We start from the raw sequence: 25646 nt of genomic DNA, 5'->3' as shown, positions 1-25646 counted from the left end.
CCGGCCTCCGCCGGGGAACAGGTGGCTTTTACGCCAGCGTGCGGACCTTCGGCTCGCGGTCCCAGTAACGCTTCTTGGCCGCCTCGACGAAGCCATCGAGATCGGTGACGCCTTCGTCGGGCTCCACGCCTGCCTTATCGAGCAGCGGCTGGGCGTCGGCGTTGGCTCCGATCGCCTTCAGGTGGCCGAAGCCATCCATCACCCACTGTACCGCCGCGCCTTCCTTGACCAGCTTCGCGCACGCTTCGGCCGACAGGATGACCGCGCAGGCATCGACAGTGGGTGAGGGCTGGCCGAAGAGCTGGGCATCCGCGGCGACCGCGCTGCCGTCCGACAGCGGCACCTTGCCGACCTTAGGCGCGATGATCTTGGCATGGCCCTTGGCCGCCGCGATTGCGCTCGTCACCGCGTTCAACGCCGCCGCATCGGTGCCGTCGGCGATCAGGATGCCGACCGTCTTGCCCTCCAGGCTGTGCATCTCGAGCGGGCCGCGGATGATGCGCAGCGCAGGCGAGGGATCCATGTCGATCACCGGCGCCGCGGTCGGCGAAGCCTCGGGCAGGTCCATCGCCAGACCATCGGCGACGCGCGTGGCGAGACCTTCGTCCACGTTGCGCAGATTGGCCATCATCTGCAGACGGACATGATCGAGCGACACCTTGCTCAGCTCGAACACGAGCGCCGACGCGATATGCGCCTGCTCGGCCGGGTCCATCGAGCGGAAGAACAGCCGCGCCTGGCTGTAATGGTCGGCGAAGCTCTCGGGGCGGATGCGCAGCTTCTGACCCTGTTCCTCGGACGGGAAGGTCTTGTAGCCGTTGTCCGGATCCTCGCGGAACCCGCCGGGCTCGCCCGCCTTGGCCAGGCTGTTCGGCTCGTAATTGGCGCGGCCCTTGGGCACGCCCATCTGCATATGGCCGTCGCGCTGCTGGTTGGAATAGGGGCTGCCGCTCGCGGTGGCCTTGGCGGCGTTGATCGGCAACTGGTGGAAGTTCACCGAGCCGAGCCGCGAAAGCTGCGTGTCGGTATAGCTGAACAGGCGGCCCTGCAGCAGCGGATCGTTGGAGAAGCCGATACCGGGCACGACATGGCTCGGCACGAACGCGGCCTGCTCGGTCTCGGCGAAGAAGTTGTCGGGATAGCGATCGAGCACCATCTTGCCGACGATGCGGACGGGCAGCACCTCTTCGGGGATGATCTTCGTGGCGTCGAGCACGTCATAAGGCTGGCTGTTGGCGAAATCCTCGTCGAAGAGCTGCAGGCCCAGCTCCCACTCGGGATAGTCACCACGCTCGATCCGCTCGAACAGGTCGCGGCGCTGGAAATCGGGATCGGCGCCGGCGATCTTTACTGTCTCGTCCCAGATCGTCGAGGCCAGGCCCGCCTTGGGTTTCCAATGAAACTTCACGAAGGTCGACTTGCCCGCCTTGTTGACGAGGCGGAAGGTATGGACGCCGAAACCTTCCATGTTCGCGAAGGTGCGGGGCAGCGTGCGGTCCGACATCGCCCACATGATCATGTGCGTCGATTCGGGCATCAGCGAGATGAAGTCCCAGAAGGTATCATGCGCGGTCGCTGCCTGCGGATAGCCGCGATCGGCCTCCATCTTGGCGGCGTGGATCAGGTCCGGGAACTTGATCGCGTCCTGGATGAAAAACACGGGGATGTTGTTGCCGACCAGATCCCAATTGCCCTCGCGGGTGTAGAATTTCACGGCGAAGCCGCGCACGTCGCGCGGGGTGTCAATCGATCCGGCGCCGCCCGCCACGGTCGAGAAGCGCGTGAACACCTCGGTGCGCTGCCCCTTCTTCTGGAACAGGTCCGCGCAGGTGATGTCGGCAAGGCTCTCGGTACATTCGAAATAGCCGTGCGCGGCCGAACCGCGCGCGTGGACGATACGCTCGGGGATACGCTCGTGATCGAAATGGTTGATCTTCTCGCGGTAGATCTCGTCCTCGAGCAGGACGGGGCCGCGGTCACCGGCCTTCAGCTGGTTCTGATTGTCGGCGATCGGCGTGCCGTGGTTTGTCGTCAGCACGGGATGCTCGTCGTCGTTGCGCTGGTGCGTCTCGCCGCCATTGCCGGGGTTGAGCGAAGCGGGGGTGAAATCGGTCATGGCGGCAGTCTCCGGATATAAAGGACGCGGCCGGTTTCCCGGCCGCGTGAAACGTCATGAACGGGCGACCATCGGCCGCCCGATCCTTACATGGACTGGAGCATCGCGATGTGGCCCTGCACGACGGGCACGATCTTCGATGCGGCCATCTTGAGCGGATCGACCGTGCCGTTGTCCGCATAGGTCTGATGCAGCGTCAGCGCCTGCTGATGCGCGGCCTTCTGCTGGGTCACGTACAGCCGATCACGCGCGGTGCCCTTGGCGGCGCGCAGCTTGGCCAAATCGCTGCTCTGCATCGCGTTCAGATGGGGCGGCGCCACTTTCATGCCGGCCTGCATCGCCGCGGCCTTCACGTCGTTGGTGCTGGTCGTGTGATCGGTCACCATCTGATTGGCGAAAGTCTTCAGATCGGCGTTCTTGGTGGAGGCCATCTCGACCTTGGCGGACTCGATCTCGAACAGGTCGCCAGCACCCGCCTTCATCACATAGGTCGTACCGGTCATCGCCTGCGCACTGGCCATCGTCGGCATCGCCAGCAGCGCGATCGCGCCCAAAATCATCTTCACGGCATTTCTCCTCTGTTCATCCAACGTTACGCGCATCAGTCGTTCGCGGTTCCGGGCTCGGCCATCTTGCGATGCTGCTCGGCCAGAATGGCGTTGGGCGTGACGTTCGCGATCGCCGACTGGATCTTGTTCTTCCAGCCCGAGGCGACCGCGGCCTTGCCCGCCATCAGCGCGTCCCAGCCATCCTTGGCGACATCGGCCGGATCGCTCTTGCTGTCCGACGCGCCGACCGAGGTGTCGAGCATGTCGCCGCGCGCGAAGAACTCGGTCTCGACCGGACCCGGCATCAGATTGGTGATGGTGACGCCGTCGGAATCCTTCAGCTCGTTCTGGATGGCGGCGACGAAGCTGTCCACGAAGGCCTTGGTGCCGTTGTACACCGCCTGGAACGCACCGGGAATGTAGCCCGCGATCGAGCCGGTGACGAGCACCTTGCCCCCGTTGCGCGCGACCATTGGCGGCAGCACCTTCTGGAGCAGATAGAGCGTGCCGACGATATTGGTGTCGACGACATGACGCCAGTCGGCAAACTTCTGGTCCAGGAACGCGTGGCCGAGGCCATGTCCGGCGTTGGCGCAGAGCAGATCGACCTGACGCCCGTTCGTGGCGGCCAGCAGGCTGTCGACGCCTTCCACGGTTGACAGATCGGCGTTCACCGACGTGACGGCCGTGCCGAACTGCTTGAAGTCCTCGGCCGCGGCATCGATCAGCGGCTCGTTCGCCACCACGAGAATGTCGTAACCGTTCTTGGCGGCGAGCGTCGCCAGTTCAAAGCCGATGCCCGTCGAGGCCCCGGTGATGATCGCGAATTTGTCAGCCATATCCATTCTCCTCAAGCGGGCATTTCGACTTTGGTCTTCGCCAGACCAGGCTTCAGCACGATCTTGGTCGCGACATCCTGATGGTCGTGGAACAGCTTGTAGCCGTCCGCCGCGTTCTCCAGGGGCAACCGGTGCGAGATCAGGAAGGTGGTATCGATCTTCTCTTCCATGATCGCGTTCAACAGGCCCGGCAGATAATGCTGGACGTGCGTCTGCCCGGTCTTGAGCGTCAGCCCCTTCTCCATGAAGGCGCCGAGCGGGAACTTGTCGACGAAGCCGCCATAGACCGCAGGCATCGACACGCGGCCACCCTTGCGGCAGGCGATGATCGCCTGGCGGATCGAATGCGGGCGATCGGTGCCGAGGAACATCGATGCCTTGATCTGGTCGATCACATTGTCGACGAACAGGCCGTGCGCCTCCAGGCCGACGGCATCGATCACCGCATCGGGGCCGATTCCGCCCGTCATCTCCATCAGCGCCTCATAGACCGCGCTTTCCTTGAAGTTGATCGTTTCGGCGCCGAAGCCTTTGGCGAGCTCGAGCCGGTGCGGGAAATGGTCGATCGCGATGACGCGCTCGGCACCCATCAGGAACGCCGACTGTACCGCGAACAGGCCGACCGGGCCGCAACCCCATACCGCCACGGTGTCGCCGGGCTCGATCTGCGCGTACTCCGCCGCCTGCCAGCCCGTGGGCAGGATGTCGGAAAGGAACAGCACCTTGTCGTCCTCGATTCCATCGGGGATGACGATCGGGCCGACATCGCTGAACGGCACGCGAACATATTCGGCCTGGCCGCCGGCATAGCCGCCGGTCATGTGGCTATAACCGAACAGGCCGCTCATCGGCTGGCCGTACAGCTCCTGCGCGATGTCCTGATTGTCGGCGGGCAGGCCGTTGTCGCACGCCGAATATTGGTGTTTGCCGCAATGATAGCAGCTTCCGCATGCGATCGTGAACGGCACGACGACGCGTTGGCCCTTCTTCAACGTCGATTTGGATCCGGTCTCGACCACTTCGCCCATGAACTCGTGGCCGAGAATGTCGCCCGCCTTCATGGTGGGGATATAACCGTCGTAAAGGTGGAGGTCCGAGCCGCAGATCGCGGTCGAGGTCACCTTGATGATGCAGTCGCGCTGGTTGACGATCTCGGGATCGTCCACCGTATCGACGCGAACGTCATGGCGGCCGTGCCAGGCAAGTGCGCGCATCAGCCCAGTTCCTCTTCATGTTCGGCGACGGTGCGCGCAGACGTCGCGATCTCGCCGGTTTCCATCAGTTGCTTGAAGCGACGCAAGTCGCGGCGTGCCTGGATCGCGGGTTCACGCTGAAACATCTTGGCGATCACCTTGCCGATTAGTCCGGCGGGCGGGTCGTAGAGGATCGTGGCGGTCACAACGGTGCCGCGGGCGCCCGCGTCGCGGAAGTCGACCCGGCCGCTGTTCGCGATGTCGGCGCCCTCCTCGGCGGTCCATGCGATGAAACGGTCCTGCGCCTCGTCAGTCACGCGTGCGTTCCACTCGACCGTGCGGCCGCCGGGAGCCTTCACCACCCAATGCGAGCGCGTGGCGTCGAGCGTGTCGATCCGCTCCACATTCTCCATCACCCGCGCCAGATTGGAAAAGTCGCGCCAGAAGGCGAAGAGTTCAGCCGCGGGGCGGTTGATCGTCACCGCGCGGCCGACGATCGAGTCGCCTTGCGCATCGGGAAACAGCACGCCGGCGCGTTCGACCGCGTCGCTGTCCTTGGATGCGGTCAACGGCGCATCGTCGGGGTGGGTGTGAGACATGCGTCGCTCCTGTGTTCGTCGCTGATTTCAAGCGCTTCACGACACGCGATGTTCCCCCCGCTTTCGGCCTAATCACCAAGAGTTAACCAGGATCAGCACGATCGATGCGGTAATGGATCGGCTTGAAGCTGCCGCCGTTCGAGGCCGGCGCCGAGCACGCCGTGAGGCCGATCACGAGATCCATCGCGGCGCGGAACACGATGCGGTCACCCGCCTTGCTGGTGGGGGGCAGGACCGAGATCTTGCCGGTTTCGGCATCGACCGGCACGTTCATGAAGCAGTTGAACGCGATCGGGATCCGGTCCGGCACGATCCCATAGGGCTCCAGCGCCTCGGCCAGATTGCCGAAACAGCCGCGATGCGGCGGCAGGTCGGGATAGAAATGGTGGAACGTGTCGTAGGAACAGGGCGTGAGCAGGAAATCATGCCGGCCGACATCGTCCGCAACGATCTCCAGCATCACCGACGAGCGGTTGGAATAGAGCCGATTCCCGACCGTGAGCCGGATCGTTTCGGCATAATCGAGCGTGCGGCCCGACGAGATCGCCTCGTGGATGTCATGCGCGTTGAAGGCGAGGAGGTCGGACACCTGTTCGCCGCGCGGATCGATCACGCTCAGCAGATCGCCCTTGGCGAGCGTGAACGCCGCCCCGCTGCGTTCCGGGATCTCGATCGTGTCGCTCAAGAGGGCTCGCCCGAATAGGAAAAGGGGCAGCGCCAGCCTTCGCCGACCATGCGGCCGCTATATTGCCGCGCTTCGCTCGCCTCGCCGTGGCGCGCCAGCATGGGGTTGCGCGTGCCGGCGATCGCCTCGTCGCGCACCATGATCTTCTCGCGCATACCCTCGTAACGCCCCTGCGCGCGCAGCGTCTCGAACTGGTCGTGCAAGTTGAAGACGAGCGTGGGCCGCGCGAAGCGTCGCGCCGGGCGGCTGGCCTTGGGGTGAAGGCCGACGATGAAGAACGCCTCGCCGCCGAAGCTCAGCGAGAAATGCGGGCTCTCCGGATCGGTCGCAACCGTGCCGTCATAGGGTTGCCCGCGCCACACATCCTTGTCGGACAGCGACTGGACGCGACGCCACAATGCGGCCTCGAACGCGGCCTCGTTCAGATCGTCGGGCCCTTCGAACACCACCGCGAAGCTGCGGAAGAGCGCGGGCTGCTCGCGATACGCCTCGGCGAAGCGCAGAAGGCCGTCATGGATGCGGAGATCGTCCCAGGCGCTGTCGATCGCGTTGCAGGCGAGCACGTGGAGCGTGCCCTTGGCGAGCGCCGCCTTCGCGCCGACGCAGGGAAACGCCCGATCATCGACGAACCGGTGCATCATCCGTTCGAGTTCGTCCTGCGCATCGTGGCGCCACGGGAATAAGGGTGTGATGGATCTGGTCATGGGTCCGGACACTACGAAGCGTCGCACGGCCCTGTTCCGAACGATCGTGTTGATCGAAGTCAACGAGTACGGCTTCGTCCCACCGCGAGACGGGATGCGCGGAGGCCCAGACGCAAAGAGACCGCCCGGATCGCTCCGGACGGCCCCTGTGTGCGACGATGTCTGTCCGACGCGGCGAAGGGCTCAGCCCTGCGCTTCGTCTCCGGAGACTTCGGCGGTCGCGCCGGGCTCGGCGTTGGGATCGTAATCCTCGACGAAGCCGGCCTCGTCCTTCTCGAACATCGCTTCCATGACGTTGACGCCCGACGCCTGCATCTCGGCCTCTTCGGGCGAGCGTGCGACGTTGACCTTGACGTTCACGGCGACCTCGGGATGCAGCGCCACCTTCACGGTGTAAACGCCGATCGCCTTGATCGGCTTGTCGAGCGCGATCGCGGAACGGGCGACCTTGTGGCCGTCCGCCTCGAGCGCCTCGATCAGATCGCGCACCGCGACCGAGCCGTAAAGCTGGCCGGTGTTCGACGCCTGACGGATCAGCGTGACGGAGGCGTTCTCGAAACCCTTGGCTTCCTTCTCGGCATCGGCGCGGCGCGTGGCGTTGTCCGATTCGATCCGGGCGCGGTTGGCCTCGAACACCTTGCGGTTGGCTTCGTTGGAACGAAGCGCCTTCTTGTTGGGGAGAAGATAGTTGCGGGCGAACCCGTCCTTGACCTTCACCACGTCGCCGATGGCGCCGAGCTTCTCGACGCGCTCCAGCAGAATGACGTCCATATCGGGCGCTCCTTACTTAACGATGTAGGGCAGCAGGCCCAGATGACGCGCGCGCTTGATGGCCTGGGCCAACTCGCGCTGCTTCTTCGCGCTCACCGAGGTGATGCGCGAGGGAACGATCTTGCCACGCTCGGACACGAAGCCCTGGAGCAGCCGGACGTCCTTATAGTCGATCCGGGGCGCGTCCTTCGCGGAGAAGGGGCAGCTCTTGCGGCGGCGGAAAAACGGACGGGCCATTATGCGGCTTCCTCTTCACGGTCACGACGGGGGCGGTCGCCACGATCCGGACGATCGCCGCGCGGGCCGCCATCGCGTCCACCGTCACGGCCACCTTCACGGTCGCCACGACGCTCGCGATCGCGCTCCTGCTTGCGCATCATCACGGTCGGGCCGGTCTCCAGCTCGTCGACCTTGACGGTCATGTAGCGGATCACGTCCTCGTTGATCTGGGTCTGGCGCTCCAGCTCGGCGACCACCGCACCCGGTGCGTCGATCTCGAGCATGACGTAATGCGCCTTGCGGTTCTTGGCGATCTTGTAGGCGAGCGAACGCAGGCCCCAGCTCTCGGTCTTGACGACCTTGCCCTTGTTGTCGGTGATGATCTTCGCGGCGTTTTCCGCCAGCGTGTCCACCTGCGCCTGTGCCAGATCCTGGCGCGCAAGGAACACGTGCTCGTAGAGAGCCATGCCCGTCCTCATATCTTGGCCGATCGCTGACGGACGCCCCATGCGCCACGCCCCTCCGGCTGTCGTCTCGTATGACGGACGGGCCACTGCCACGTCCGAAGCGGCGCCTATAACGCGAACGGCCGCAAAAGCAACCATTGCCCCGCGCGGCGGATTGCCTCTAACCGCAACACCACGACAATGCAGGAGAGGTCATGCGCGCATTCGTTTTCCCGGGGCAGGGCAGCCAGGCGGTCGGCATGGGCGCCGCGCTCGCGGACGCCAGCGCGGTGGCGCGCGCGGTGTTCGAGGAGGTGGACGAGGCGCTCGGCCAGCATCTCTCGCGGCTGATGCGCGAGGGTCCCGCCGAGACGCTGCAACTCACCGAGAACGCGCAGCCCGCGATCATGGCCAACGCCATCGCGACGCTGCGCGTGCTGGAGCGCGAGGGCGGCGTGCGCCTTGCCGACAAGGCCGATTTCGTCGCCGGCCACAGCCTGGGCGAATATACCGCGCTCTGTGCGGCGGGCGCGATCGACCTCTCGACCACCGCGCGGCTGCTGAAGCATCGCGGGCAGGCGATGCAGGCGGCGGTGCCGGTGGGCGTCGGCGCGATGGCGGCGCTCCTCGGCGTCGATCTCGCCAAGGCGCAGGCGATCGCGGATGCGGGCGCCGAGGGCGAAGTGTGCACCGTCGCCAACGATAACGATCCCGGCCAGGTGGTGATCTCGGGCGCCAAAGCCGCAATCGACCGCGCAGTCGCCAGCGCCAAGGATCACGGCGCCAAGCGGGCGCTGCTGCTGCCCGTCTCCGCGCCGTTCCACTGTCCGTTGATGCAGCCCGCGGCCGATGCGATGGCGACGGCGCTGGCCGATGCGCGGATCGACGCGCCGCTGGTGCCCGTCTTCGCCAACGTCACCGCAGCGGCGGTGTCGGACCCGGACACGATCCGCCGGCTGCTGGTGGAGCAGGTGACGGGAATGGTCCGCTGGCGCGAGTCGGTGCTGGCGATGCAGGCGGCCGGCGTCGAGCGCTTCGTCGAATTCGGCGGCAAGGTGCTCGCCCCGATGGTCAAGCGCACGGCGCCCGAGGTGGAGACGACGAGCGTGGTGACGATGGACGACATCGAGGCACTGATCGGCCGGTTGTAGTTTTCGCGCAAAGACGCGAAGACGCCAAGATGTTTGACCTGGAGGCAGCGGCAGCGGACGTCGTCGATGTGTCGCCGCGGCTGCACCGGGATCTCGGCCCCGGTCTCCTCGAAAGCGTCCATGAGGCCGTGCTTGCAGCTAAGCTGCGGGGCATGGGCTATCGGGTCGAGCGCCAACGATCGATCGCGATCGAGTTCGAGGGGCTGCGTTTCGACGGCGCGTTCGAGGCCGATCTGGTCGTCGGCGGAACCCGGCTCGTCGAGATCAAATCGATGGTGCGGTTGAGCGCTGTGCATGCCAAACAGCTTCTGACCTATCTCAGGCTCACCAGACAGCCGCTGGGCTTGCTCATCACCTTCGGCGGCGCGACGCTCGAGGAAGGGATCCGCCGCCTCGTCAACGGATACCACCCCTTAGCGTCTTCGCGTCTTTGCGCGAACAGGATCATCGGAGAATAGACATGTTCGACCTTACAGGCATGACCGCACTCGTCACCGGCGCGTCCGGGGGGATCGGGTCGGCGATCGCGCAGGCGCTGGCGGGGCAGGGCGCGCGGCTCGCGGTTTCGGGGTCCAATGCCGGCAAGCTGGAGGCGTTTCGTGTGTCGCTGGGTGCGGATCACGTCGCGCTGCCGTGCGACCTGTCGGACGGCGGCGCGGTCGATGCGCTGGTGCCGGCCGCGGCGGCGGCGCTCGGGCGGCTCGACATCCTCGTCAACAATGCCGGCGTCACGCGCGACAATCTGGCGATGCGGATGAAGGACGACGAATGGGACCAGGTGATCCGCGTCAACCTGGAGGCCGCGTTCCGGCTGATGCGCGCCGCCGCCAAGCCGATGATGAAGGCGCGTTTCGGGCGAATGATCTCGATCACCTCGGTCGTCGGCACCACGGGAAATCCGGGTCAGGCGAACTATGCCGCGTCCAAGGCGGGCCTGGTCGGCATGAGCAAGGCGATGGCGCAGGAACTCGCCAGCCGCCATATCACCGTCAACTGCGTCGCGCCCGGCTTCATCCGCTCCGCCATGACCGATGCGTTGCCCGACGCGCAGAAATCCGCGCTGCTGGCGCGCATTCCGGCGGCCGATCTCGGCGGCGGGAAGGATATCGGCGCGGCGGTCGTCTATCTGGCCAGCCGCGAGGCGGGCTACGTCACCGGGCAGACGCTTCATGTGAACGGCGGGATGGCGATGATCTGAGGCGCGCGGATACTTGCGCGCGCCTTGGCCCCGTTCTACGGGCGTTCAGGTAATCGAAGAAACACCCCATACGTGAAGAGGGAATGACCATGAGCGAGACCGCCGACCGCGTGAAGAAGATCGTCGTCGAGCATCTCGGCGTCGAAGCCGACAAGGTGACCGAGGATGCCAGCTTCATCGACGATCTGGGTGCCGACAGCCTCGACATCGTCGAGCTCGTCATGGCGTTCGAGGAGGAATTCGGCGTCGAGATTCCCGACGATGCCGCCGAGAAGATCACGACCGTGAAGGACGCGATCACCTATATCGACGAGCACAAGTCGTAAGACCTGGCGCACGGCCAAACCCAACAGGGTGATCCTGCCTATCGGGCTGGATCGAACGGCTTCCCGTCCGGGTCTACCGGTGCGGGGAGCCGTTTCGTTTATGGAAACTGGAGAGTGAGATGCGGCGCGTTGTCGTAACCGGATTGGGCCTTGTGACTCCGCTCGGCGCGGACGTCGAGACGGCATGGGCGAACATCATCGCCGGCAAATCGGGCGCCGGGCCCATCACCCGTTTCGACGCGTCGGACCAGAAATGCACCATCGCGTGCGAGGTCAAGCCGGCGGATCATCCTTACGGCTTCGATCCCGACAAGCGCGTCGATCATAAGATCCAGCGGCAGGTCGATCCGTTCATCATCTACGGCATCGACGCCGCTGGCCAGGCGCTGGAGGATGCGGGCCTGACCGAGATGACCGAGGCCGAGCGCTTCCGCGCCGGCTGCTCGATCGGATCGGGCATCGGCGGCCTGCCGGGCATCGAGAGCGAATCGCTCGTCCTGGCGGAAAAGGGGCCCAAGCGCGTCAGCCCGCACTTCGTCCATGGCCGTCTCATCAACCTGATCTCGGGTCAGGTCTCGATCAAATACGGGCTGATGGGGCCGAACCACGCGGTGGTCACGGCCTGCTCGACCGGAGCGCATTCGATCGGCGATGCCGCGCGGATGATCGCGATGGACGATGCCGACGTCATGCTGGCGGGCGGCGCGGAGGGCACGGTGTGCCCGCTCGGCATCGCCGGTTTCGCGGCGGCGCGCGCACTCAACACCAGCTTCAACGATCGGCCCGAACAGGCCAGCCGCCCCTATGACCGCGACCGCGACGGCTTCGTGATGGGCGAGGGCGCGGGCGTGGTGGTGCTGGAAGAATATGAGCGCGCCAAGGCACGTGGCGCCAAGATCTATTGCGAGGTGGTCGGCTACGGCCTGTCCGGCGACGCCTATCACGTCACCGCGCCCGAGCCCGAGGGTTCGGGTGCGTACCGGTCGATGCAGATGGCGATGCGCAAATCGGGATTGGCGCTATCCGACATCGACTACATCAACGCGCATGGCACGTCGACGATGGCCGACATGATCGAGCTCGGCGCGGTCAAGCGGCTGTTCGGGGATGCGGTCGGCGGCCTGTCGATGAGCTCGACCAAGTCGGCGATCGGCCATCTCCTCGGCGGGGCCGGCGCGGTCGAGAGCATCTTCTGCATCCTGGCGATGCGCGACCAGATCGTGCCGCCGACGCTCAACCTCGACAATCCATCGGAGGGCGCCGAAGGCATCGATCTGGTGCCGCACGTCGCCAGGAAGCGCGAGGTCCGTGCGGTGCTGAACAACTCGTTCGGCTTCGGCGGCACCAACGCCTCTTTGGTGATGCGGGCGCTCTAGGCCGGTGCGCAGGCTCGGCTGTTTCGGCCTGATCGCGGCGATCGCCGTCCTCGTGGCGGCGTTCCTGATGATTCACGGCTGGGGCGGCGCGGGCCCGGCACCGCGCACCCTGACCGTCAGCGTGCCCGAGGGCGCGACGCTGGCCGGGGCCGCGCGCGACCTCGAACGCGCGGGCGCGATCCGCTCCGCCACGCGCTTCCGCCTGCTCGCCCGCGTGTTCGGATCGGGCGCGCCGATCAAGGCGGGCGAATACCGCATCCCGGCGCATCTGAGCCAGTCGGACATCCTCAGCCTGCTTCAGGGCGGCAAAACGGTGCAGCGCCTGGTGGTGGTGCCCGAGGGCTACCCCTCTGTGCTGGTCCATGACGCGCTGATGAAGGCCGATGGCCTGGTCGGGCCGGTGGCGGTGCCCGCCGAGGGATCGATCCTGCCCGACAGCTATGCCTTCGCGCGCGGCGACACGCGTGCGTCGGTGGTGACGCGGATGCAGCGCGCGATGGACGTCTATCTCAAGGCCGCCTGGGCGAGGCGCAAGCCGGGCATCGCGGTGACGACGCCGCGCCAGGCGATCATCCTCGCCTCGATCGTGGAAAAGGAAACGGGTAAGCCCGCCGAACGCCGCATGGTGGCCGCGGTCTATGGCAATCGGCTGCGCATCGGCATGCCGCTCCAGGCCGACCCGACCGTCATCTATCCGATCACCAAGGGCCGTCCGCTCGGCCGCCGCATCCTGCGCTCCGAATTGCAGGCCAAGAACGGCTACAACACCTATGCCAGCGCCGGGCTGCCGGTGGGGCCGATCGCCAATCCCGGCCGCGCGTCGATCGACGCGGTGCTCGATCCGGGCACGTCCAAGGCGCTGTACTTCGTCGCGGATGGCACCGGCGGCCATGTCTTTGCCGACACGCTGGCCGAGCATAATGCCAATGTGAAGAAATGGTACGCGATCCGCCACGCCCGCGGCGAGATGTGACCGGAGCGACGCCCGGCGATCAGCCCCGCAGGGCGTTCGCCGCGCGCGCCTTCATCTCCACCTCGGCCATGGTGCCGCCCGTCACCCAGCTTCCGCCGACGCAGCGCACCGGCTTGAACGCCAGCCATTCGGGCGCCGAGGCTTCGGTGATCCCGCCCGTCGGGCAGAAGCTGCACTGATAGAAGGGCGCGGCGAGCGCCTTCAGCGCCTTCAGCCCGCCGCTGGCCTCGGCCGGAAAGAATTTGAAGTTGGTAAGGCCCAGATCCAGCCCGCGCATGATGTCGCCGGCATTGGCGATGCCCGGCAGATAGGGGATGCCGCTTTCGAGGATCGGCGCGGCCAGCCGCTCGGTGAGGCCGGGCGAGACGATGAATTCGGCGCCTGCGTCATGCACGGTGCGGAATTGCTCCGGGTTCACCACGGTGCCTGCGCCGACGATCGCGCCCTCCACCTTTTTCATCTCGGCGATGGCTTCCAGCGCGCAGGGCGTGCGCATCGTCACCTCCAGCACGCGCAGCCCGCCGGCGACCAGCGCCTCGGCGAGCGGTCGCGCGGTGGCGGCGTCGTCGATCACCAGCACGGGGATGACGGCGCTGGTGCGCATGATGTCGGCGATGTCGGTCATTGCGTATGCTCCTGGGCGAAGGCGGCGGCCGCGCCGAACAGGCCGGGCTGCGGATGCGTGATGAGCTTGACGGGGATTGCCGCCATCAGCGTCTGGAAGCGGCCTTTGGCCTGGAACCGCTGGTCGAAGCCCGAACGGATCAGCCGGTCCTTGATGCGCAGCCCGAGCCCGCCTGCGATCACGACACCGCGCGCGCCATGCGCCAGCGCGAGATCGCCCGCCACCGCGCCGAGCGCGAGGCAGAAGCGGTCAAGTGCTGCGAGCGCGATCGAATCGGTGCCCTCCAGCGCCTCGGTCCAGATCGTCTTGTCGTCGCGGCTGTGGACCGGGCGGCCCTCCATCTCGGCGAGCGTCTCGTAGATTGCGACGATGCCTGGCCCCGACACGATTCGCTCGGCCGACACGCGCGTGAAGGTCTTGCGCAGTCGCGTAAGGATCGCATCCTCGATGCCGTCCAGCGCGGCATAGTCGATATGCCCGCCCTCGGTTTCCAGCACTTCGTAGCGGTCGTGCCGCCGCAGCACCTGCGCGACGCCGAGCCCGGTGCCCGGGCCGCAGACGGTGGTCACGCCCTTGGACGGCAGCGGCGTATCGGGACCGCAGAGATGCTCGAAATCCCCTTCGGGCAATTGCGCGACGGCATGGGCGATCGCGCCGAAATCGTTGACGACGACATAGGTGTCGGCGTGAAGCCGCTCGTGGATCAGCGACTGGCGGATGATCCACGGGTTGTTGGTCAGCCGGATCACGTCGCCGGTGATCGGCGAGGCGACCGCGATCGCCGCCGCGCGCGGCAGTCGGCCGCCTTGTGTAGAATGGAATGCCTCCCACGCGGTCTGCAAACTCGCATGATCCGCGGTTTTCAGCGTCACCGGTTCGCCCAGATGGACGACCTTGCCATTCTCCACCTCGGCAATGGCGAAGCGTGCGTGCGTGCCCCCGATATCCGCTGCGACGACGTCCATCTGCGTTCCCTTCGTTCCCTTGGGCGTGCGGTTCAGAGCCCGGCGGCAGCCAGCACCGCCGATGCGCCCTTCTCGGCCTCGTCGGCAAGTCCGCGGAACAGGCCGAACAGCTCGCGGCCCATGCCCTCGGCCGGCCCCGGTGCCGCATCCGGCACGCGCGCCGCCCATTCGGCCGGGTCGACCAGCGCCTCCAGCGTGCCGTTCACCGCATCGACGCGGATGAGATCGCCGTCGCGGATCCGGCCGATCGCGCCGTCCAGCAGCGCCTCGGGCGAACAATGGATCGCGCACGGCACCTTGCCGCTGGCGCCCGACATCCGCCCGTCGGTGACCAGCGCCACCTTGAAGCCGCGATTCTGCAACACGCCGAGTGCCGGCGTCAGCTTGTGAAGCTCGGGCATGCCGTTCGCGCGCGGGCCCTGGAAGCGGACGACCACCACGACATCGCGTTCGAGCTTGCCCGCCTTGAACGCCTCCAGCACGTCGAGCTGATCGTCGAAGACCGCAGCCGGCGCTTCGATCACCCAGCGTTCGCGCTCGACCGCGGAGACCTTGATGCAGGCGCGGCCGATATTGCCTGCCAGGATGCGCATCCCACCATCCGCCGAGAACGGCGCCGCGGCGGGGCGCAGGATGGTCTCGTCGCCGCTGTCGGGTGTATCGCGCCAGCCGAGCGTGTCGCCGTCGATCACTGCGGTCTTGGCATAGGCCGGCAGCCCGTCGCCGGCGACGGTCAGGATGTGGCCGTGCAGATGGCCGCTGCCGAGCAGCTCGCGGATCACATAGGGCATGCCGCCCGCCGCCTCGAAGCCGTTCACATCGGCCGATCCGTTGGGATAGACGCGCGCGATCAGTGGCACCGCGCGCGAGAGCCGGTCGAAATCCTCCCAGTCGATCACGATCCCCGCCGCGCGCGCGATCGCGGGCACGTGGAGCAGATGGTTGGTCGATCCGCCCGTCGCGAGCAGGCCGACCGCCGCGTTCACGATCGCGCGTTCGTCGACGCAGGCACCGATCGGCCGGTAATCGTCGCCACGCACGCCGATCCGCGCCAGCCGGTGGACGGCGGCGCGGGTGAGTTCCTGGCGAAGCTTGGTGCCCGGATTGACGAAGGCGGCGCCGGGCATGTGCAGGCCCATCACCTCCATCATCATCTGGTTGGTGTTGGCGGTGCCGTAGAAGGTGCAGGTGCCCTTGGAATGATAGGCGCCGATCTCGGCATCGAGCAGTTCCTCGCGGCCGACCAGCCCCTCGGCGAACTTCTCGCGCACCGCGGCCTTCGCCTTGTTGGGCAGTCCGGTCGGCATCGGGCCGCCGGGGATGAGGATCATCGGCAGGTGACCGAAGCGCAGCGCCCCCATCAGCAGCCCCGGCACGATCTTGTCGCAGATGCCGAGCAGGGCTGCGCCCTCGAACGTGCCGTGGCTGAGCGCGATCGCGGTCGACAGCGCGATCGTGTCGCGGCTGAAGAGCGACAGCTCCATGCCCGGATAGCCTTGGGTCACGCCGTCGCACATCGCCGGTACGCCGCCCGCCACCTGCGCGGTGGCGCCGGCCTCGCGCGCCCACACCTTCATCAGCTCGGGATAGCGGTAATAGACCGCATGGGCGGAGAGCATGTCGTTATAGGCGGTGACGATGCCGATGTTCATGCCCGTATCCGCCTTCATGGCGTCGCGGTCCTCGTCGGTGCCGGCATAGGCATGGGCGAGGTTGGCGCAGCCCAGACTGGGGCGGCGGATGCCGTTTTCGCGCTCGCGCTCGATCAGCGCGAGATAGGCCGCGCGGCTCGGCCGCGAGCGTTCGATGATGCGGTCGGTGACCGCCAGGACTTCGGAATTCATGCCGTCACTCTTACCGTTCGTGCTGAGCTTGTCGAAGCACCGTTCTTCTTGGCTACGGGCGGGACAGCCCTTCGACAAGCTCGGGGCGAACGGGGAAGTGGATCACGCCGCCCAGTGGATGTCGACCGGCAGCTCCACCTCGGAAAGCACGCGGCCGATCGGATAGGGCGACGACGGGCCCTGTTCGATCGCCTGTTCGAGCAAGGTGCGCTTGTCCTGCCCGGTCAGCGCGATCATCAGCGCCCGCGACGAGGCGATCGCCGCGCGCGACAGCGTGACGCGCGGGACGGGGGCTTCGGGCGGCAGCGGCTCGGGCATCACGCCCAAGGCGCGGCGCTCCTTGGGGCCGTTCAGCGCCTCGTCGTAATCGGGGCCGGGGAAGATCGACGCGGTATGGCCGTCGCCGCCCATGCCGAGCAGGCAGAAATCGAGCGGCCAGTGGAGATCCTGCATCAGCGCGTCCGCCGAACGCCCCGCCGCCTTGTAGTCGGGCACGGCCTTGGGGACGATCGGCATCACCCGCGCCCCCTTGGGCAGGAAGATCTTGGCGAGCTGCGTGACGTTCGACAGCGCGTCGCCCAGCGGCACGATCCGCTCGTCGCCGGGGATGATCGTCACCTTCTTCCAGTCGAGCTTCGCCGCGCTCAGCTTTTCATAGGCGGGGAAGGGGGTCTTGCCGCCCGCCAGCGCGATCACCGCCGAGCCGCGCGCGTCGATCGCGCTCTCGATGATGAACTGGATGTCGCCCGCCACCGCCGCGGCCATTTCGGCGGCGTCGTCATAATCCCACCATTCGATCTCGGTCATGTGCGTTCCTTCAATCTCGTCGTTCCCGAAAACGGGATCAGTCGTCCTGCCACGTAACCCCGTCGCGCTCGGTCAGCGCGATCGCGGCGGATGGGCCCCAGCTTCCCGAGGCATAGCTTTTGGGCTTGGTGCCGTTCGCGTCCCAGCCGGCGCGGATCGAATCGATCCACGTCCACTGCGCCTCCACCTCGTCGCGGCGGACGAACAGCGTCTGGTCGCCCTCGATCAGGTCGAGCAGCAGCCGCTCGTACGCGATGCGGCGGCGCGTGCCCTTGAACTCGCTGTCGAGGCTGAGGTTGAGCGGCACCTCCTTCAGGCGGATACCGTCGCGGTCGAGCCCCGGCTCCTTGGCCATCACCAGCATCTGGATATATTCCTCGGGCTGGAGGCGGATAACGAGGACGTTGGGCTGAAGCATCCCGCCGCGGTTCGAGAACATCGAATGCGGCACCGGCTTGAACTGGATCGCGATCTCGCTGCGGCGCGCGGGCATGCGCTTGCCGGTGCGCAGATAGAAGGGAACGCCCTGCCAGCGCCAATTGTCGACATGCGCCTTGATGGCGACGAACGTCTCTGTGGAGGACGGCTTGCCGAGTTCGGCGACATAGCCCTTCACGATCTTTCCGCCGGACGCGCCTTCGGCATATTGGCCCGTCACCGTGCAGTGCGGCACCTCTTCGGGCGTCATCTGCCGGAGCGAGCGGAACACCTTGGCCTTCTCGTCGCGGATGGCGGTGCCGTCGAAGCTCGCGGGCGGCTCCATCGCCACCAGCGCCAGCAACTGGAGCATGTGGTTCGCCACCATGTCGCGCAGCGCGCCCGCCGTGTCGTAATAGCCGGCGCGCTCTTCCAGGCCGACGGTCTCGGCAATCGTGATCTGGACGTTGTCGATCCCGCGCGCGTTCCACACCGGCTCGAAGAAGCTGTTGCCGAAACGGATCGCGAGGATGTTCTGCACCGTCTCCTTGCCGAGATAATGGTCCAGGCGGAAGATCCGGTCTTCGGTGAAGGCGGTGGCGACGGTGTCGTTGATCTCCTGGCTCGACGGCAGATCGTAGCCCAAGGGCTTTTCAAGCGCGATCCGCACCGTGTCGCCGGCAAGGCCGACCTTTTCCAGCCCCTCGACGGCCGATTCGAACAGAGACGGCGCGGTGGAGAGATAGATGGCGAGCCCGCCGGAGATGTCGCCCAGCTTGTCGGCGAGCGGCTGGAAGCCGTTCGGGTCGGACAGGTCGATCGGCTGGAACTGCAGCCGGTCGAGAAAGGTGCCGAGCGCGCTCTCGTCCTTGCGATCGTCGGGCAGGAACTGGTCGAGCGCCTTCTTGGCGAACTCCTTGTAGCTGGCGTCGTCATAATCCGAGCGCGCCGATCCGGTGATCGTCAGCGCGTCGGGCAGCAGGCCGTCGGCATGGAGGCCATAGAGCGACGGCAGCAGCATGCGCTGCGCGAGATCGCCGGTCGCGCCGAACAGGAGCAGCTTGGCTACGGTATTGCGTGGCATAAGGCTTCCTTGGGTCTGGACCGTGAAATCGGTGGACGGGGAATCAGAGGACGAGGCCGGCCAGTGGATCGAGCCCGGCCATGATGTTGAGATTCTGCACCGCGGCGCCACCGGCGCCCTTGCCGAGATTGTCGTAGGTGGCGATCAGCCGCGCCTGGCCGCTGCCCGGATTGCCGAACACGCGCAACGTCATCCGATCGGTGCCCGCATCCTCTTCCAGCCGCACCGCAGCCGTGTCACCCGCCTCCGCCACGCGGACGACGCCCCCATCGGCATAGGCCGTGCGCAGCGCTGCGTCGATCGCCCCGATCGTCGGCGCGCCGGGCAGGCCGTGGAGCGCGAGCCCCACCTCGCCCAGCATGCCGCGATAGGCGGCGGCGACGGCGGGGAGGAAGATCGGCGGGTGCGCGAGGCCGGCATGGTCGCGCATCTCGGGCAGATGCTTGTGCGTTAGGCCAAGGCCATAGGCGCGAAAGCCGGTGGCCGCCTCGCCGCCCTCGAATTCGGCGATCATCGCCTTGCCGCCGCCCGAATAGCCCGACGCGCCCGAATAGACGAGCGGCCAGTCCGCGGGCACCAGCCCCGCACGCACCAGCGGGCGGACGAGAGCGAGGAAACCGCTGGGCCAGCAGCCCGGATTGGTGACCCGCGCCGATCCAGCGATGCGCTCGGCCTGATCGGCCTCGAGTTCGGGAAAGCCATAGGTCCAGCCCGGCGCGACGCGGTGCGCGCTCGATGCGTCGATCACGCGGGTGCGGCCATTGTCGATCAGCGCCACCGCCTCACGCGCGGCGTCGTCGGGCAGGCAGAGGATCACGAAATCGGCGTCGTTCAGCGCCTCGCGCCGCGCGGCGGCATCCTTGCGGCGATCGTCGGGGATGGTAATGAGCGCGACGTCCGCGCGCCCAGCAAGCCGCTCGCGGATCTCCAGGCCCGTGGTGCCCGCGGCGCCGTCGATGAACACGCTGGCACTCATGATGCGATCCGATCGAGCGCGGTCAGGTCGACATAGCCGACCAGCCCCGATGCGGTGGCTATGCCCCAGGCGTGCGATCCCGAAATGTCGAGCACGTCGATCATGTCTCCCTTGGCCAGCACCGCCAGCGTCGCCGAATCCGTCTCGGGCGTGGCGCGCAACGGGCAATCGCAAACGACGGGCCGTGCCATCGCCTCAGCATAATGCGGCGCGAACACGCGTTCCGCCAGCCGCACGTCGGCGATATCGGGGCGCACCGCATGGGTGAGGGGATCGAGCACGGCCGAACGCCCCGTCAGCGCGAACCGCCTACGCGCTGGCGGTTCGGGCGACGGGGGCATCGCCTTCGCCGATGAAATGCCCGAACTCTTCAAGAAAATCTGCCCCTTCTTCGGTGCGCGCCACGAAGATGTTGCGCTTGTCGCGGTCGTCGCGCTGGCGGCGCAGATAGCCGAGCGCACCCAGTCTGTTCAAGGCACGCGTCACCACGGGCTTCGAGACGTTCAGCGCGCGGGCGAGGCCGCGCACCGTATGGGGCCCGGGATCGAGATACACGACCATCAGCAGCGCCATCTGGCGATTGGTGAGATCGGGCTCGCCCGACCGGACATAGTCGACCAGCGCCGTCATCCAGGTCGATAGCGCACCGGCAGCGGTGGAGGCGATGGTGGATGCCACTAATTCGATCCGCCGTTGGCTGTGAGAGATATGGGCGTCATTACGCGGTCATAACGCCCGCCCGTCCCGCGAGTTTCGTGGCGCCGCCGGTCAATTGCGATCGGCGTGTGCGGGCGAGCGCGGTTGATCGTCGCGGCGCGCTGGCCTATGTGCCGGCCTTCGTCGCCGCGGGAGACCCCCGCGCCAATTGGGATGTGCCGCTTGTTCCCCTTCCTTCTCGTCGTCCATGCCCTGATCGCCGCAGGCCTCGTCACGGTGATCCTCATGCAGCGTTCGGAGGGTGGTGGACTTGGCATGGGCGGCAGCCCGTCGGGGCTGATGTCGGCACGCGGTGCGGCGGATTTCCTGACGCGCGCGACGACGGTGCTGGCCGCTTTGTTCATCGGCCTCTCCATCCTGCTCGCCATGCTGGCGGCGACTCACCGCGGCAGCATCAACACGATCGACACGTCGCTCGCCCGCACCCGTCCGGCGGTGCAGCAGACGGCGCCCGGCGCGGCTCCGACGACGGCGCCCGCCGACAATTCCGCGGTCCCGCTCGCCCGCTAAACCCACCCATTCGCCGATAAAGCCGCCCGTGCGATCCGCGGGCGCTTGTCGTTCGTCCCCAACACACGCTACGAGACTCCTCCCATGGCCCGGTACATCTTCATCACCGGCGGCGTGGTTTCGTCGCTCGGCAAAGGACTCATGGCGGCATCGCTCGCCGCGCTTCTCCAGGCACGCGGCTACTGCGTCCGGATCCGCAAGTTCGATCCCTATCTGAACGTCGATCCGGGCACGATGAGTCCGTATCAGCATGGCGAGGTGTACGTCACCGACGACGGCGCGGAGACCGATCTCGATCTCGGCCATTACGAGCGCTTCACCGGCGTGCCCTCGCGCCAGAGCGACAACGTGACCTCGGGCCGCATCTACCAGCAGATCATCCAACGCGAGCGGCGCGGCGACTATCTGGGCGCGACCGTCCAGGTGATCCCGCACGTCACCGATGCGATCAAGGCCTTTGCCCGCGCCGAGACGGACGATCTGGATTTCGTGCTGTGCGAGATCGGCGGCACCGTCGGCGACATCGAATCGCTCCCCTTCATCGAGGCGATCCGCCAGTTGAAGAACGAGGAGGGGCGCGGCAACGCCATCAGCATCCACGTCACGCTCGTTCCCTATATCGCTGCGGCGGGCGAGCTGAAGACCAAGCCGACACAGCATTCGGTGCGTGAGCTCGCCGCATTGGGTGTTCAGCCCGACGTGCTGGTGTGCCGCTGCGAACATCCGCTGCCGGCCTCCGAACGCGCCAAGATCGCGCTGTTCTGCAACGTGCGCGAAAGCGCGGTCATCCCCGCGCTCGATGCGAAGAGCATCTATGCGGTGCCGCTGCAATATCACGCCGAGGGCCTCGATTCGGAGGTGCTGCGCGCCTTCGGGATCGAGCCGCAAGGCGCCCCTGATCTGTCGCGCTGGTCCGACATCGTCGATCGGCTGACCAACCCCGAGGGCGAGGTGACGATCGGCGTCGTCGGCAAATATGTCGGGCTGCAGGACGCCTATAAGTCGCTCAACGAAGCGCTCGTGCATGGCGGCATCGCCAACAAGGTGAAGGTCAATATCCGCTGGATCGACGCCGAGCTGTTCGAGGCGGCAGGCAACGACATTGCCGGCCAGTTGGAGCCGTGCGACGCGATTCTGGTGCCCGGCGCCTTTGGCGAGCGCGGCGCGGAGGGCAAGATCGCCAGCGTCCGCTTCGCGCGCGAACGCGAGATCCCGTATTTCGGCATCTGCTTCGGCATGCAGATGGCATGCGTCGAGGGTGCGCGCGATCTGGCCGGCATCGCGGACGCCTCGTCCACGGAATTCGGCCCGACGAGCGAGCCGGTGATCGGCCTCATCACCGAATGGATGGGCCGCACCGGCCTCGAGAAGCGCGCCGAGGAAGGCGATTTGGGCGGCACCATGCGGCTCGGCGCCTATGATGCGCGGCTGGCGGGCAACAGCGTCGTGGCGTCGATCTACGGCGACACCGCCATCTCCGAACGCCACCGTCACCGTTACGAGGTGAACACCCATTATCGCGAGGCGCTGGAGCAGGGCGGGCTCGTCTTTTCCGGCATGTCGCCCGACGGCACGCTGCCTGAAATCGTCGAGCGGCCCGACCATCCCTGGTTCGTCGGCGTGCAGTTCCACCCCGAGCTGAAGTCGAAGCCGTTCGATCCGCATCCGCTGTTCGCCAGCTTCGTCGCCGCGGCGGTGAAGCAGAGCCGGCTGGTCTGACGCCGCCGGCGCGGCGGTTAAGCACGCGCTTTCAAGGCGATGAAGCTGACCTTGACCGGCAACAAGATTCACGCCGGTTGATCGCCTAGCGATTTGATGGAGTTTCGGGCGAGGTTCCCGGAGAAGTCGATGTCGCTTACGCTCGCCCTGTTGCTCGCCGGACAGGCGGTCGCGCCCGCCGCTATAGATGCGCCCGTTCCGCCCGCCGGGCAGACCACGCCCGACGAGGCCGGCCGGCTCGGCACCGCGCAGCAGGGCGGAGGCGGGGACGTCGTGGTCACCGCGCGGCGCCGCGCGGAAACGGTGCAGAGCGTGCCGATCGCGATCTCGGTGATCGGCGGCCAGGCGCTGGCCGAGACCGGCGCGTACAATGTCGCGCGCATCACGCAGCTACAGCCCACGCTGCAATTCTATTCGACCAACCCGCGCAACTCCTCCGCCAACATCCGTGGCCTCGGATCGCCCTTCGGCCTCACCAATGACGGGATCGAACAGGGCGTCGGCATCTATGTCGATCAGGTCTATTACAGCCGGATCGCCTCGGCGACGTTCGACTTCACCGATACCGAGCGGATCGAGATCCTGCGCGGGCCGCAGGGCACGCTGTACGGCAAGAACACGACGGCGGGCGCGATCAACATCACGACGCGCAAGCCCAGTTTCGAGCCTGAGGCGCGGATCGAGCTGAGCGGCGGCAATTATATTTTCTTCCAGGGCAAGGCCTCGGTCTCGGGGCCGCTGATCGACGACAAGCTGGCCATCCGCCTGTCCACCTCGGTCACCACGCGCGAGGGGACCATCGACAATGTCCGCACCGATCAGCATCTGAACAGCCAGGACAATCTAGGCTTTCGCGGCCAATTGCTGTGGCAGGCCGCGCCCAATCTCGATCTGACCCTCTATGGCGATTACAACCGGCAAAACCCCAATTGCTGCGTCCAATATTATGTCCGCACGGGGGCCACGCAGCGCCCGCTCAACCGGCAATATGCCGCGTTGGCGGCGGCGCAGGGCTATGCCGTCCCCTCCACCGACGCGTTCGATCGGCTGACCGACGTCGACACGCCGCTGCGCGCGAAACAGTCGCTCGGCGGCACGTCGCTGGTGGCCAATTGGGATCTGGGCGGGGCGACGATCACGTCGGTGAGCGCATGGCGGTTCTGGAACTGGGATCCCTCCAACGACCGCGACTTCATCGGCCTGCCGATCACCACCGTATCCGCCAATCCGTCGCAGCAGGAACAGTTCAGCCAGGAGTTGCGCATCGGGTCGAACGGCAAGCACCGGCTCGATTACACGCTCGGCGCCTTCTATTTCTACCAGACGATCGACACGCAGGGGCTTCAGGTCCAGGGCCCCGCGGCCAGCGCCTTCCTGCTCAACCCGACGAGCGCGGACGGACGCAACCCGGCGGTACTGAACGGGTTGACCGCTCGCAACGCGATTGGTTTCCGGAACACCAGCGCGGCCTTGTTCGGCAAGCTCACCTGGCACGTTACCGACCGGTTCCAGATCGCGCCCGGCCTGCGGCTCAATTACGATGAGAAGACCGGCCAGTATCTCTCCGTCGTGACGACAGGGACGGGGGCGACGCTCAGTTGCTCCGCCGCCGCGCAGGCGGCGAGCGCGGCGGTGAAGGACCAGTGCGGCGTGCTCTCCCCGCAGAATTACGATCCACGCTTCCATAACTGGAACGTCTCGGGCGACATCACCGCGGCCTATACGGTGACACCCGACATCCATGCCTATGCGACCTATGCGCGCAGCTACAAATCGGGCGGGATCAACCTGTCGGGCCTGCCGCTCGACACCAACAACGCGCCCATCCTGACGGCGGCGACGGTGAAGCCCGAAAAGGTCAACCATTACGAGCTGGGGCTGAAGACCCAGGTGTTGGATCGCCGCGCGACCGTGAACCTCGCCGGCTTCTGGACGGAGATCACCGATTATCAGGCGACCGTCACCAACGGCCAGCTGGGCGTGCTGCGCGGCTATCTCGCCAATGCGGGCAAGGTGCGCACGCGGGGGATCGAGGCCGACTCGGCGTTCCGGATCAATTCGCGGCTCAACATCTATGCCAATGGCGCCTTCACCGATGCGAAATACGTCAAGTTCGTCGATGCGCCTTGCCCGCCCGAGCTGAGCGGCGGCACGATCGCGGCGGCGGGGCAGGCGGCGAGCGCGCCCGGCACCCCCGGCGGGATCAGCCCGCAGAATTGCGACATTTCGGGCCAGCGGCTGCCCGGCGTCTCCAAATGGGCGTTCTCCTATGGTGCGGAATACGACCTGCCGGCGCGTATCGCCGGGCTCGATGGGCAATTCTATGTCGGTTACGACGGCAATTACCGGTCGGGCTTCTCGTCCAACCCGTCCGAGTCGCTCTACACCGATGTTGGCGGCTATGCGCTCAGCAACTTCCGCCTGGGCTTTAAGGCGCGCGAGAGTTGGAACGTCTTCGGCTGGGTGCGCAACGCGTTCGACCGGAATTATTACGACGTGCTCGCGCTCCAATCGGGCAGCACCGGCCTGGTGGTCGGCCAGCCCGGCGATCCGCGCACCTATGGAATGACGATCTCGCGGTCGTTCTGACGAGGTTGTCCTACACGCGCGGAACCCGGCAAACGGCACGCTGCGCCCGTCTTGTCCCAGTCAAGTGTCGGGAGGCATAGCCGGTCGCGGCGCAAGCAACGCAAAAGCAAACGCCCGGACCGTTTCCGATCCGGGCGCCTGCGTGACGATCGCTCGTCAGCCCCCTTAGTTCCACCTCCGCAGCACGCTTCTTCGAGCGGCGCTGAAGGCTTTCCCCGAACCACGGCCGTTGCCTGTGTGTCAGTGACA

The 25646-nt window shown here is 66.5% G+C and carries 27 protein-coding genes; 9 read left to right on the top strand and 18 right to left on the bottom strand.

Annotated features, from left to right (window positions below; genetic code table 11):
• Positions 1 to 28: 28 nt before the first annotated feature.
• The 10 genes from OXQ95_RS06630 to rpsF all read right to left on the bottom strand — a co-directional run bounded on the left by OXQ95_RS06630 (position 29) and on the right by rpsF (position 8141).
• The gene (locus OXQ95_RS06630) at positions 29 to 2116 is read right to left on the bottom strand and encodes a catalase (protein WP_242095844.1); all 2088 of its coding nucleotides are present in this window, start codon (positions 2114 to 2116) and stop codon (positions 29 to 31) included.
• Positions 2117 to 2202: 86 nt separating this feature from the next.
• Positions 2203 to 2676, bottom strand: a complete 474-nt coding sequence (locus OXQ95_RS06625; protein ID WP_267381109.1) for a DUF4142 domain-containing protein — start codon at positions 2674 to 2676, stop codon at positions 2203 to 2205.
• Positions 2677 to 2717: 41 nt separating this feature from the next.
• Positions 2718 to 3503 (bottom strand): SDR family NAD(P)-dependent oxidoreductase, encoded by a 786-nt coding sequence (locus OXQ95_RS06620; RefSeq protein WP_267380907.1) that lies wholly within the window; start codon positions 3501 to 3503, stop codon positions 2718 to 2720.
• 11 nt (positions 3504 to 3514) lie between these two features.
• Positions 3515 to 4717 (bottom strand): zinc-dependent alcohol dehydrogenase, encoded by a 1203-nt coding sequence (locus OXQ95_RS06615; protein WP_267380905.1) that lies wholly within the window; start codon positions 4715 to 4717, stop codon positions 3515 to 3517.
• Entirely contained in the window at positions 4717 to 5295 is a 579-nt protein-coding gene (locus OXQ95_RS06610) for an SRPBCC family protein (RefSeq protein WP_267380903.1), read from the bottom strand. Before OXQ95_RS06610 ends, OXQ95_RS06615 begins: the two co-directional genes overlap by 1 nt.
• Before the next feature lie 82 nt (positions 5296 to 5377).
• Positions 5378 to 5980 carry an urea carboxylase-associated family protein gene (locus OXQ95_RS06605; protein WP_267380901.1) on the bottom strand — a complete coding sequence of 201 codons (603 nt, stop codon included), beginning with the start codon at positions 5978 to 5980 and terminating at the stop codon, positions 5378 to 5380.
• Positions 5977 to 6684, bottom strand: a complete 708-nt coding sequence (gene gntA, locus OXQ95_RS06600) for a guanitoxin biosynthesis heme-dependent pre-guanitoxin N-hydroxylase GntA (protein ID WP_267380900.1) — start codon at positions 6682 to 6684, stop codon at positions 5977 to 5979. Before gntA ends, OXQ95_RS06605 begins: the two co-directional genes overlap by 4 nt.
• Positions 6685 to 6867: 183 nt before the next feature.
• Positions 6868 to 7455 (bottom strand): 50S ribosomal protein L9, encoded by a 588-nt coding sequence (gene rplI / locus OXQ95_RS06595; RefSeq protein WP_242095838.1) that lies wholly within the window; start codon positions 7453 to 7455, stop codon positions 6868 to 6870.
• 12 nt (positions 7456 to 7467) lie between these two features.
• Positions 7468 to 7692 carry a 30S ribosomal protein S18 gene (gene rpsR, locus OXQ95_RS06590; RefSeq protein ID WP_010543816.1) on the bottom strand — a complete coding sequence of 75 codons (225 nt, stop codon included), beginning with the start codon at positions 7690 to 7692 and terminating at the stop codon, positions 7468 to 7470.
• Positions 7692 to 8141 (bottom strand): 30S ribosomal protein S6, encoded by a 450-nt coding sequence (rpsF, locus tag OXQ95_RS06585; RefSeq protein WP_242095837.1) that lies wholly within the window; start codon positions 8139 to 8141, stop codon positions 7692 to 7694. Before rpsF ends, rpsR begins: the two co-directional genes overlap by 1 nt.
• 194 nt (positions 8142 to 8335) lie before the next feature.
• Between rpsF and fabD the strand changes: the two genes are divergently transcribed.
• The 6 genes from fabD (at position 8336) to mltG (ending at position 13144) form a co-directional block, all read left to right on the top strand.
• On the top strand, positions 8336 to 9271 hold the full coding sequence (gene fabD / locus OXQ95_RS06580) for an ACP S-malonyltransferase (RefSeq protein WP_267380805.1): 936 nt from the start codon (positions 8336 to 8338) through the stop codon (positions 9269 to 9271).
• Between the two features lie 29 nt (positions 9272 to 9300).
• Positions 9301 to 9729 carry a GxxExxY protein gene (locus tag OXQ95_RS06575; protein ID WP_267380803.1) on the top strand — a complete coding sequence of 143 codons (429 nt, stop codon included), beginning with the start codon at positions 9301 to 9303 and terminating at the stop codon, positions 9727 to 9729.
• 2 nt (positions 9730 to 9731) lie between these two features.
• Positions 9732 to 10469 (top strand): 3-oxoacyl-[acyl-carrier-protein] reductase, encoded by a 738-nt coding sequence (gene fabG, locus OXQ95_RS06570; protein ID WP_267380802.1) that lies wholly within the window; start codon positions 9732 to 9734, stop codon positions 10467 to 10469.
• 89 nt (positions 10470 to 10558) lie between these two features.
• Entirely contained in the window at positions 10559 to 10795 is a 237-nt protein-coding gene (locus tag OXQ95_RS06565) for an acyl carrier protein (RefSeq protein WP_055843503.1), read from the top strand.
• Positions 10796 to 10914: 119 nt separating this feature from the next.
• Positions 10915 to 12171, top strand: coding sequence for a beta-ketoacyl-ACP synthase II (gene fabF, locus OXQ95_RS06560; protein ID WP_242095833.1), 1257 nt, complete (start codon positions 10915 to 10917; stop codon positions 12169 to 12171).
• 4 nt (positions 12172 to 12175) lie between these two features.
• Positions 12176 to 13144 (top strand): endolytic transglycosylase MltG, encoded by a 969-nt coding sequence (gene mltG / locus OXQ95_RS06555; RefSeq protein ID WP_267380786.1) that lies wholly within the window; start codon positions 12176 to 12178, stop codon positions 13142 to 13144.
• A 19-nt stretch (positions 13145 to 13163) separates the two neighbouring features.
• Here the strand turns inward: mltG and eda are convergent, their stop codons facing one another.
• The 8 genes from eda to OXQ95_RS06515 form a co-directional block, all read right to left on the bottom strand.
• Entirely contained in the window at positions 13164 to 13769 is a 606-nt protein-coding gene (gene eda, locus OXQ95_RS06550; RefSeq protein WP_242095831.1) for a bifunctional 4-hydroxy-2-oxoglutarate aldolase/2-dehydro-3-deoxy-phosphogluconate aldolase, read from the bottom strand.
• Positions 13766 to 14734, bottom strand: coding sequence for a glucokinase (glk, locus tag OXQ95_RS06545; RefSeq protein WP_242095830.1), 969 nt, complete (start codon positions 14732 to 14734; stop codon positions 13766 to 13768). The genes eda and glk overlap by 4 nt, the downstream gene beginning before the upstream one ends.
• A 32-nt stretch (positions 14735 to 14766) precedes the next feature.
• The gene (gene edd / locus OXQ95_RS06540; RefSeq protein ID WP_267380785.1) at positions 14767 to 16578 is read right to left on the bottom strand and encodes a phosphogluconate dehydratase; all 1812 of its coding nucleotides are present in this window, start codon (positions 16576 to 16578) and stop codon (positions 14767 to 14769) included.
• A 102-nt stretch (positions 16579 to 16680) separates the two neighbouring features.
• Entirely contained in the window at positions 16681 to 17385 is a 705-nt protein-coding gene (pgl, locus tag OXQ95_RS06535) for a 6-phosphogluconolactonase (RefSeq protein ID WP_242095828.1), read from the bottom strand.
• A 37-nt stretch (positions 17386 to 17422) separates the two neighbouring features.
• Positions 17423 to 18886, bottom strand: a complete 1464-nt coding sequence (gene zwf, locus OXQ95_RS06530) for a glucose-6-phosphate dehydrogenase (RefSeq protein ID WP_267380783.1) — start codon at positions 18884 to 18886, stop codon at positions 17423 to 17425.
• A gap of 43 nt (positions 18887 to 18929) precedes the next feature.
• Positions 18930 to 19862, bottom strand: a complete 933-nt coding sequence (gene argC, locus OXQ95_RS06525; RefSeq protein WP_267380781.1) for an N-acetyl-gamma-glutamyl-phosphate reductase — start codon at positions 19860 to 19862, stop codon at positions 18930 to 18932.
• Positions 19859 to 20143 carry an SH3 domain-containing protein gene (locus tag OXQ95_RS06520; protein ID WP_242095825.1) on the bottom strand — a complete coding sequence of 95 codons (285 nt, stop codon included), beginning with the start codon at positions 20141 to 20143 and terminating at the stop codon, positions 19859 to 19861. Before OXQ95_RS06520 ends, argC begins: the two co-directional genes overlap by 4 nt.
• 28 nt (positions 20144 to 20171) lie before the next feature.
• The gene (locus OXQ95_RS06515; RefSeq protein ID WP_267381108.1) at positions 20172 to 20492 is read right to left on the bottom strand and encodes a MarR family winged helix-turn-helix transcriptional regulator; all 321 of its coding nucleotides are present in this window, start codon (positions 20490 to 20492) and stop codon (positions 20172 to 20174) included.
• Between the two features lie 249 nt (positions 20493 to 20741).
• Between OXQ95_RS06515 and secG the strand changes: the two genes are divergently transcribed.
• The 3 genes from secG to OXQ95_RS06500 all read left to right on the top strand — a co-directional run bounded on the left by secG (position 20742) and on the right by OXQ95_RS06500 (position 25397).
• Positions 20742 to 21089 carry a preprotein translocase subunit SecG gene (gene secG / locus OXQ95_RS06510; protein ID WP_242095824.1) on the top strand — a complete coding sequence of 116 codons (348 nt, stop codon included), beginning with the start codon at positions 20742 to 20744 and terminating at the stop codon, positions 21087 to 21089.
• Between the two features lie 84 nt (positions 21090 to 21173).
• Positions 21174 to 22808, top strand: coding sequence for a CTP synthase (locus OXQ95_RS06505; RefSeq protein WP_267380777.1), 1635 nt, complete (start codon positions 21174 to 21176; stop codon positions 22806 to 22808).
• 129 nt (positions 22809 to 22937) lie between these two features.
• Positions 22938 to 25397 carry a TonB-dependent receptor gene (locus OXQ95_RS06500; protein WP_267380776.1) on the top strand — a complete coding sequence of 820 codons (2460 nt, stop codon included), beginning with the start codon at positions 22938 to 22940 and terminating at the stop codon, positions 25395 to 25397.
• Positions 25398 to 25646 lie beyond the last annotated feature (249 nt).

Source organism: Sphingomonas sp. GC_Shp_6 (assembly GCF_026540835.1).
Taxonomy (GTDB): Bacteria; Pseudomonadota; Alphaproteobacteria; order Sphingomonadales; family Sphingomonadaceae; genus Sphingomonas.
This window is presented reverse-complemented; position numbering and strand designations above follow the sequence as displayed.

Coding starts and splice junctions, on each gene's coding strand:
- OXQ95_RS06620 (WP_267380907.1), bottom strand. CDS start 3,503: ATGGCTGACAAATTCGCGATCATCACCGGGGCCTCGACGGGCATCGGC.
- OXQ95_RS06610 (WP_267380903.1), bottom strand. CDS start 5,295: ATGTCTCACACCCACCCCGACGATGCGCCGTTGACCGCATCCAAGGAC.
- OXQ95_RS06575 (WP_267380803.1), top strand. CDS start 9,301: ATGTTTGACCTGGAGGCAGCGGCAGCGGACGTCGTCGATGTGTCGCCG.
- fabF (WP_242095833.1), top strand. CDS start 10,915: ATGCGGCGCGTTGTCGTAACCGGATTGGGCCTTGTGACTCCGCTCGGC.
- glk (WP_242095830.1), bottom strand. CDS start 14,734: ATGGACGTCGTCGCAGCGGATATCGGGGGCACGCACGCACGCTTCGCC.
- OXQ95_RS06515 (WP_267381108.1), bottom strand. CDS start 20,492: ATGACGGCGCTGGTCGACTATGTCCGGTCGGGCGAGCCCGATCTCACC.
- rpsF (WP_242095837.1), bottom strand. CDS start 8,141: ATGGCTCTCTACGAGCACGTGTTCCTTGCGCGCCAGGATCTGGCACAG.
- OXQ95_RS06630 (WP_242095844.1), bottom strand. CDS start 2,116: ATGACCGATTTCACCCCCGCTTCGCTCAACCCCGGCAATGGCGGCGAG.
- edd (WP_267380785.1), bottom strand. CDS start 16,578: ATGAATTCCGAAGTCCTGGCGGTCACCGACCGCATCATCGAACGCTCG.
- gntA (WP_267380900.1), bottom strand. CDS start 6,684: ATGACCAGATCCATCACACCCTTATTCCCGTGGCGCCACGATGCGCAG.
- OXQ95_RS06500 (WP_267380776.1), top strand. CDS start 22,938: ATGTCGCTTACGCTCGCCCTGTTGCTCGCCGGACAGGCGGTCGCGCCC.
- fabG (WP_267380802.1), top strand. CDS start 9,732: ATGTTCGACCTTACAGGCATGACCGCACTCGTCACCGGCGCGTCCGGG.
- OXQ95_RS06565 (WP_055843503.1), top strand. CDS start 10,559: ATGAGCGAGACCGCCGACCGCGTGAAGAAGATCGTCGTCGAGCATCTC.
- eda (WP_242095831.1), bottom strand. CDS start 13,769: ATGACCGACATCGCCGACATCATGCGCACCAGCGCCGTCATCCCCGTG.
- OXQ95_RS06505 (WP_267380777.1), top strand. CDS start 21,174: ATGGCCCGGTACATCTTCATCACCGGCGGCGTGGTTTCGTCGCTCGGC.
- argC (WP_267380781.1), bottom strand. CDS start 19,862: ATGAGTGCCAGCGTGTTCATCGACGGCGCCGCGGGCACCACGGGCCTG.
- OXQ95_RS06625 (WP_267381109.1), bottom strand. CDS start 2,676: ATGATTTTGGGCGCGATCGCGCTGCTGGCGATGCCGACGATGGCCAGT.
- rpsR (WP_010543816.1), bottom strand. CDS start 7,692: ATGGCCCGTCCGTTTTTCCGCCGCCGCAAGAGCTGCCCCTTCTCCGCG.
- OXQ95_RS06615 (WP_267380905.1), bottom strand. CDS start 4,717: ATGCGCGCACTTGCCTGGCACGGCCGCCATGACGTTCGCGTCGATACG.
- rplI (WP_242095838.1), bottom strand. CDS start 7,455: ATGGACGTCATTCTGCTGGAGCGCGTCGAGAAGCTCGGCGCCATCGGC.
- fabD (WP_267380805.1), top strand. CDS start 8,336: ATGCGCGCATTCGTTTTCCCGGGGCAGGGCAGCCAGGCGGTCGGCATG.
- zwf (WP_267380783.1), bottom strand. CDS start 18,886: ATGCCACGCAATACCGTAGCCAAGCTGCTCCTGTTCGGCGCGACCGGC.
- pgl (WP_242095828.1), bottom strand. CDS start 17,385: ATGACCGAGATCGAATGGTGGGATTATGACGACGCCGCCGAAATGGCC.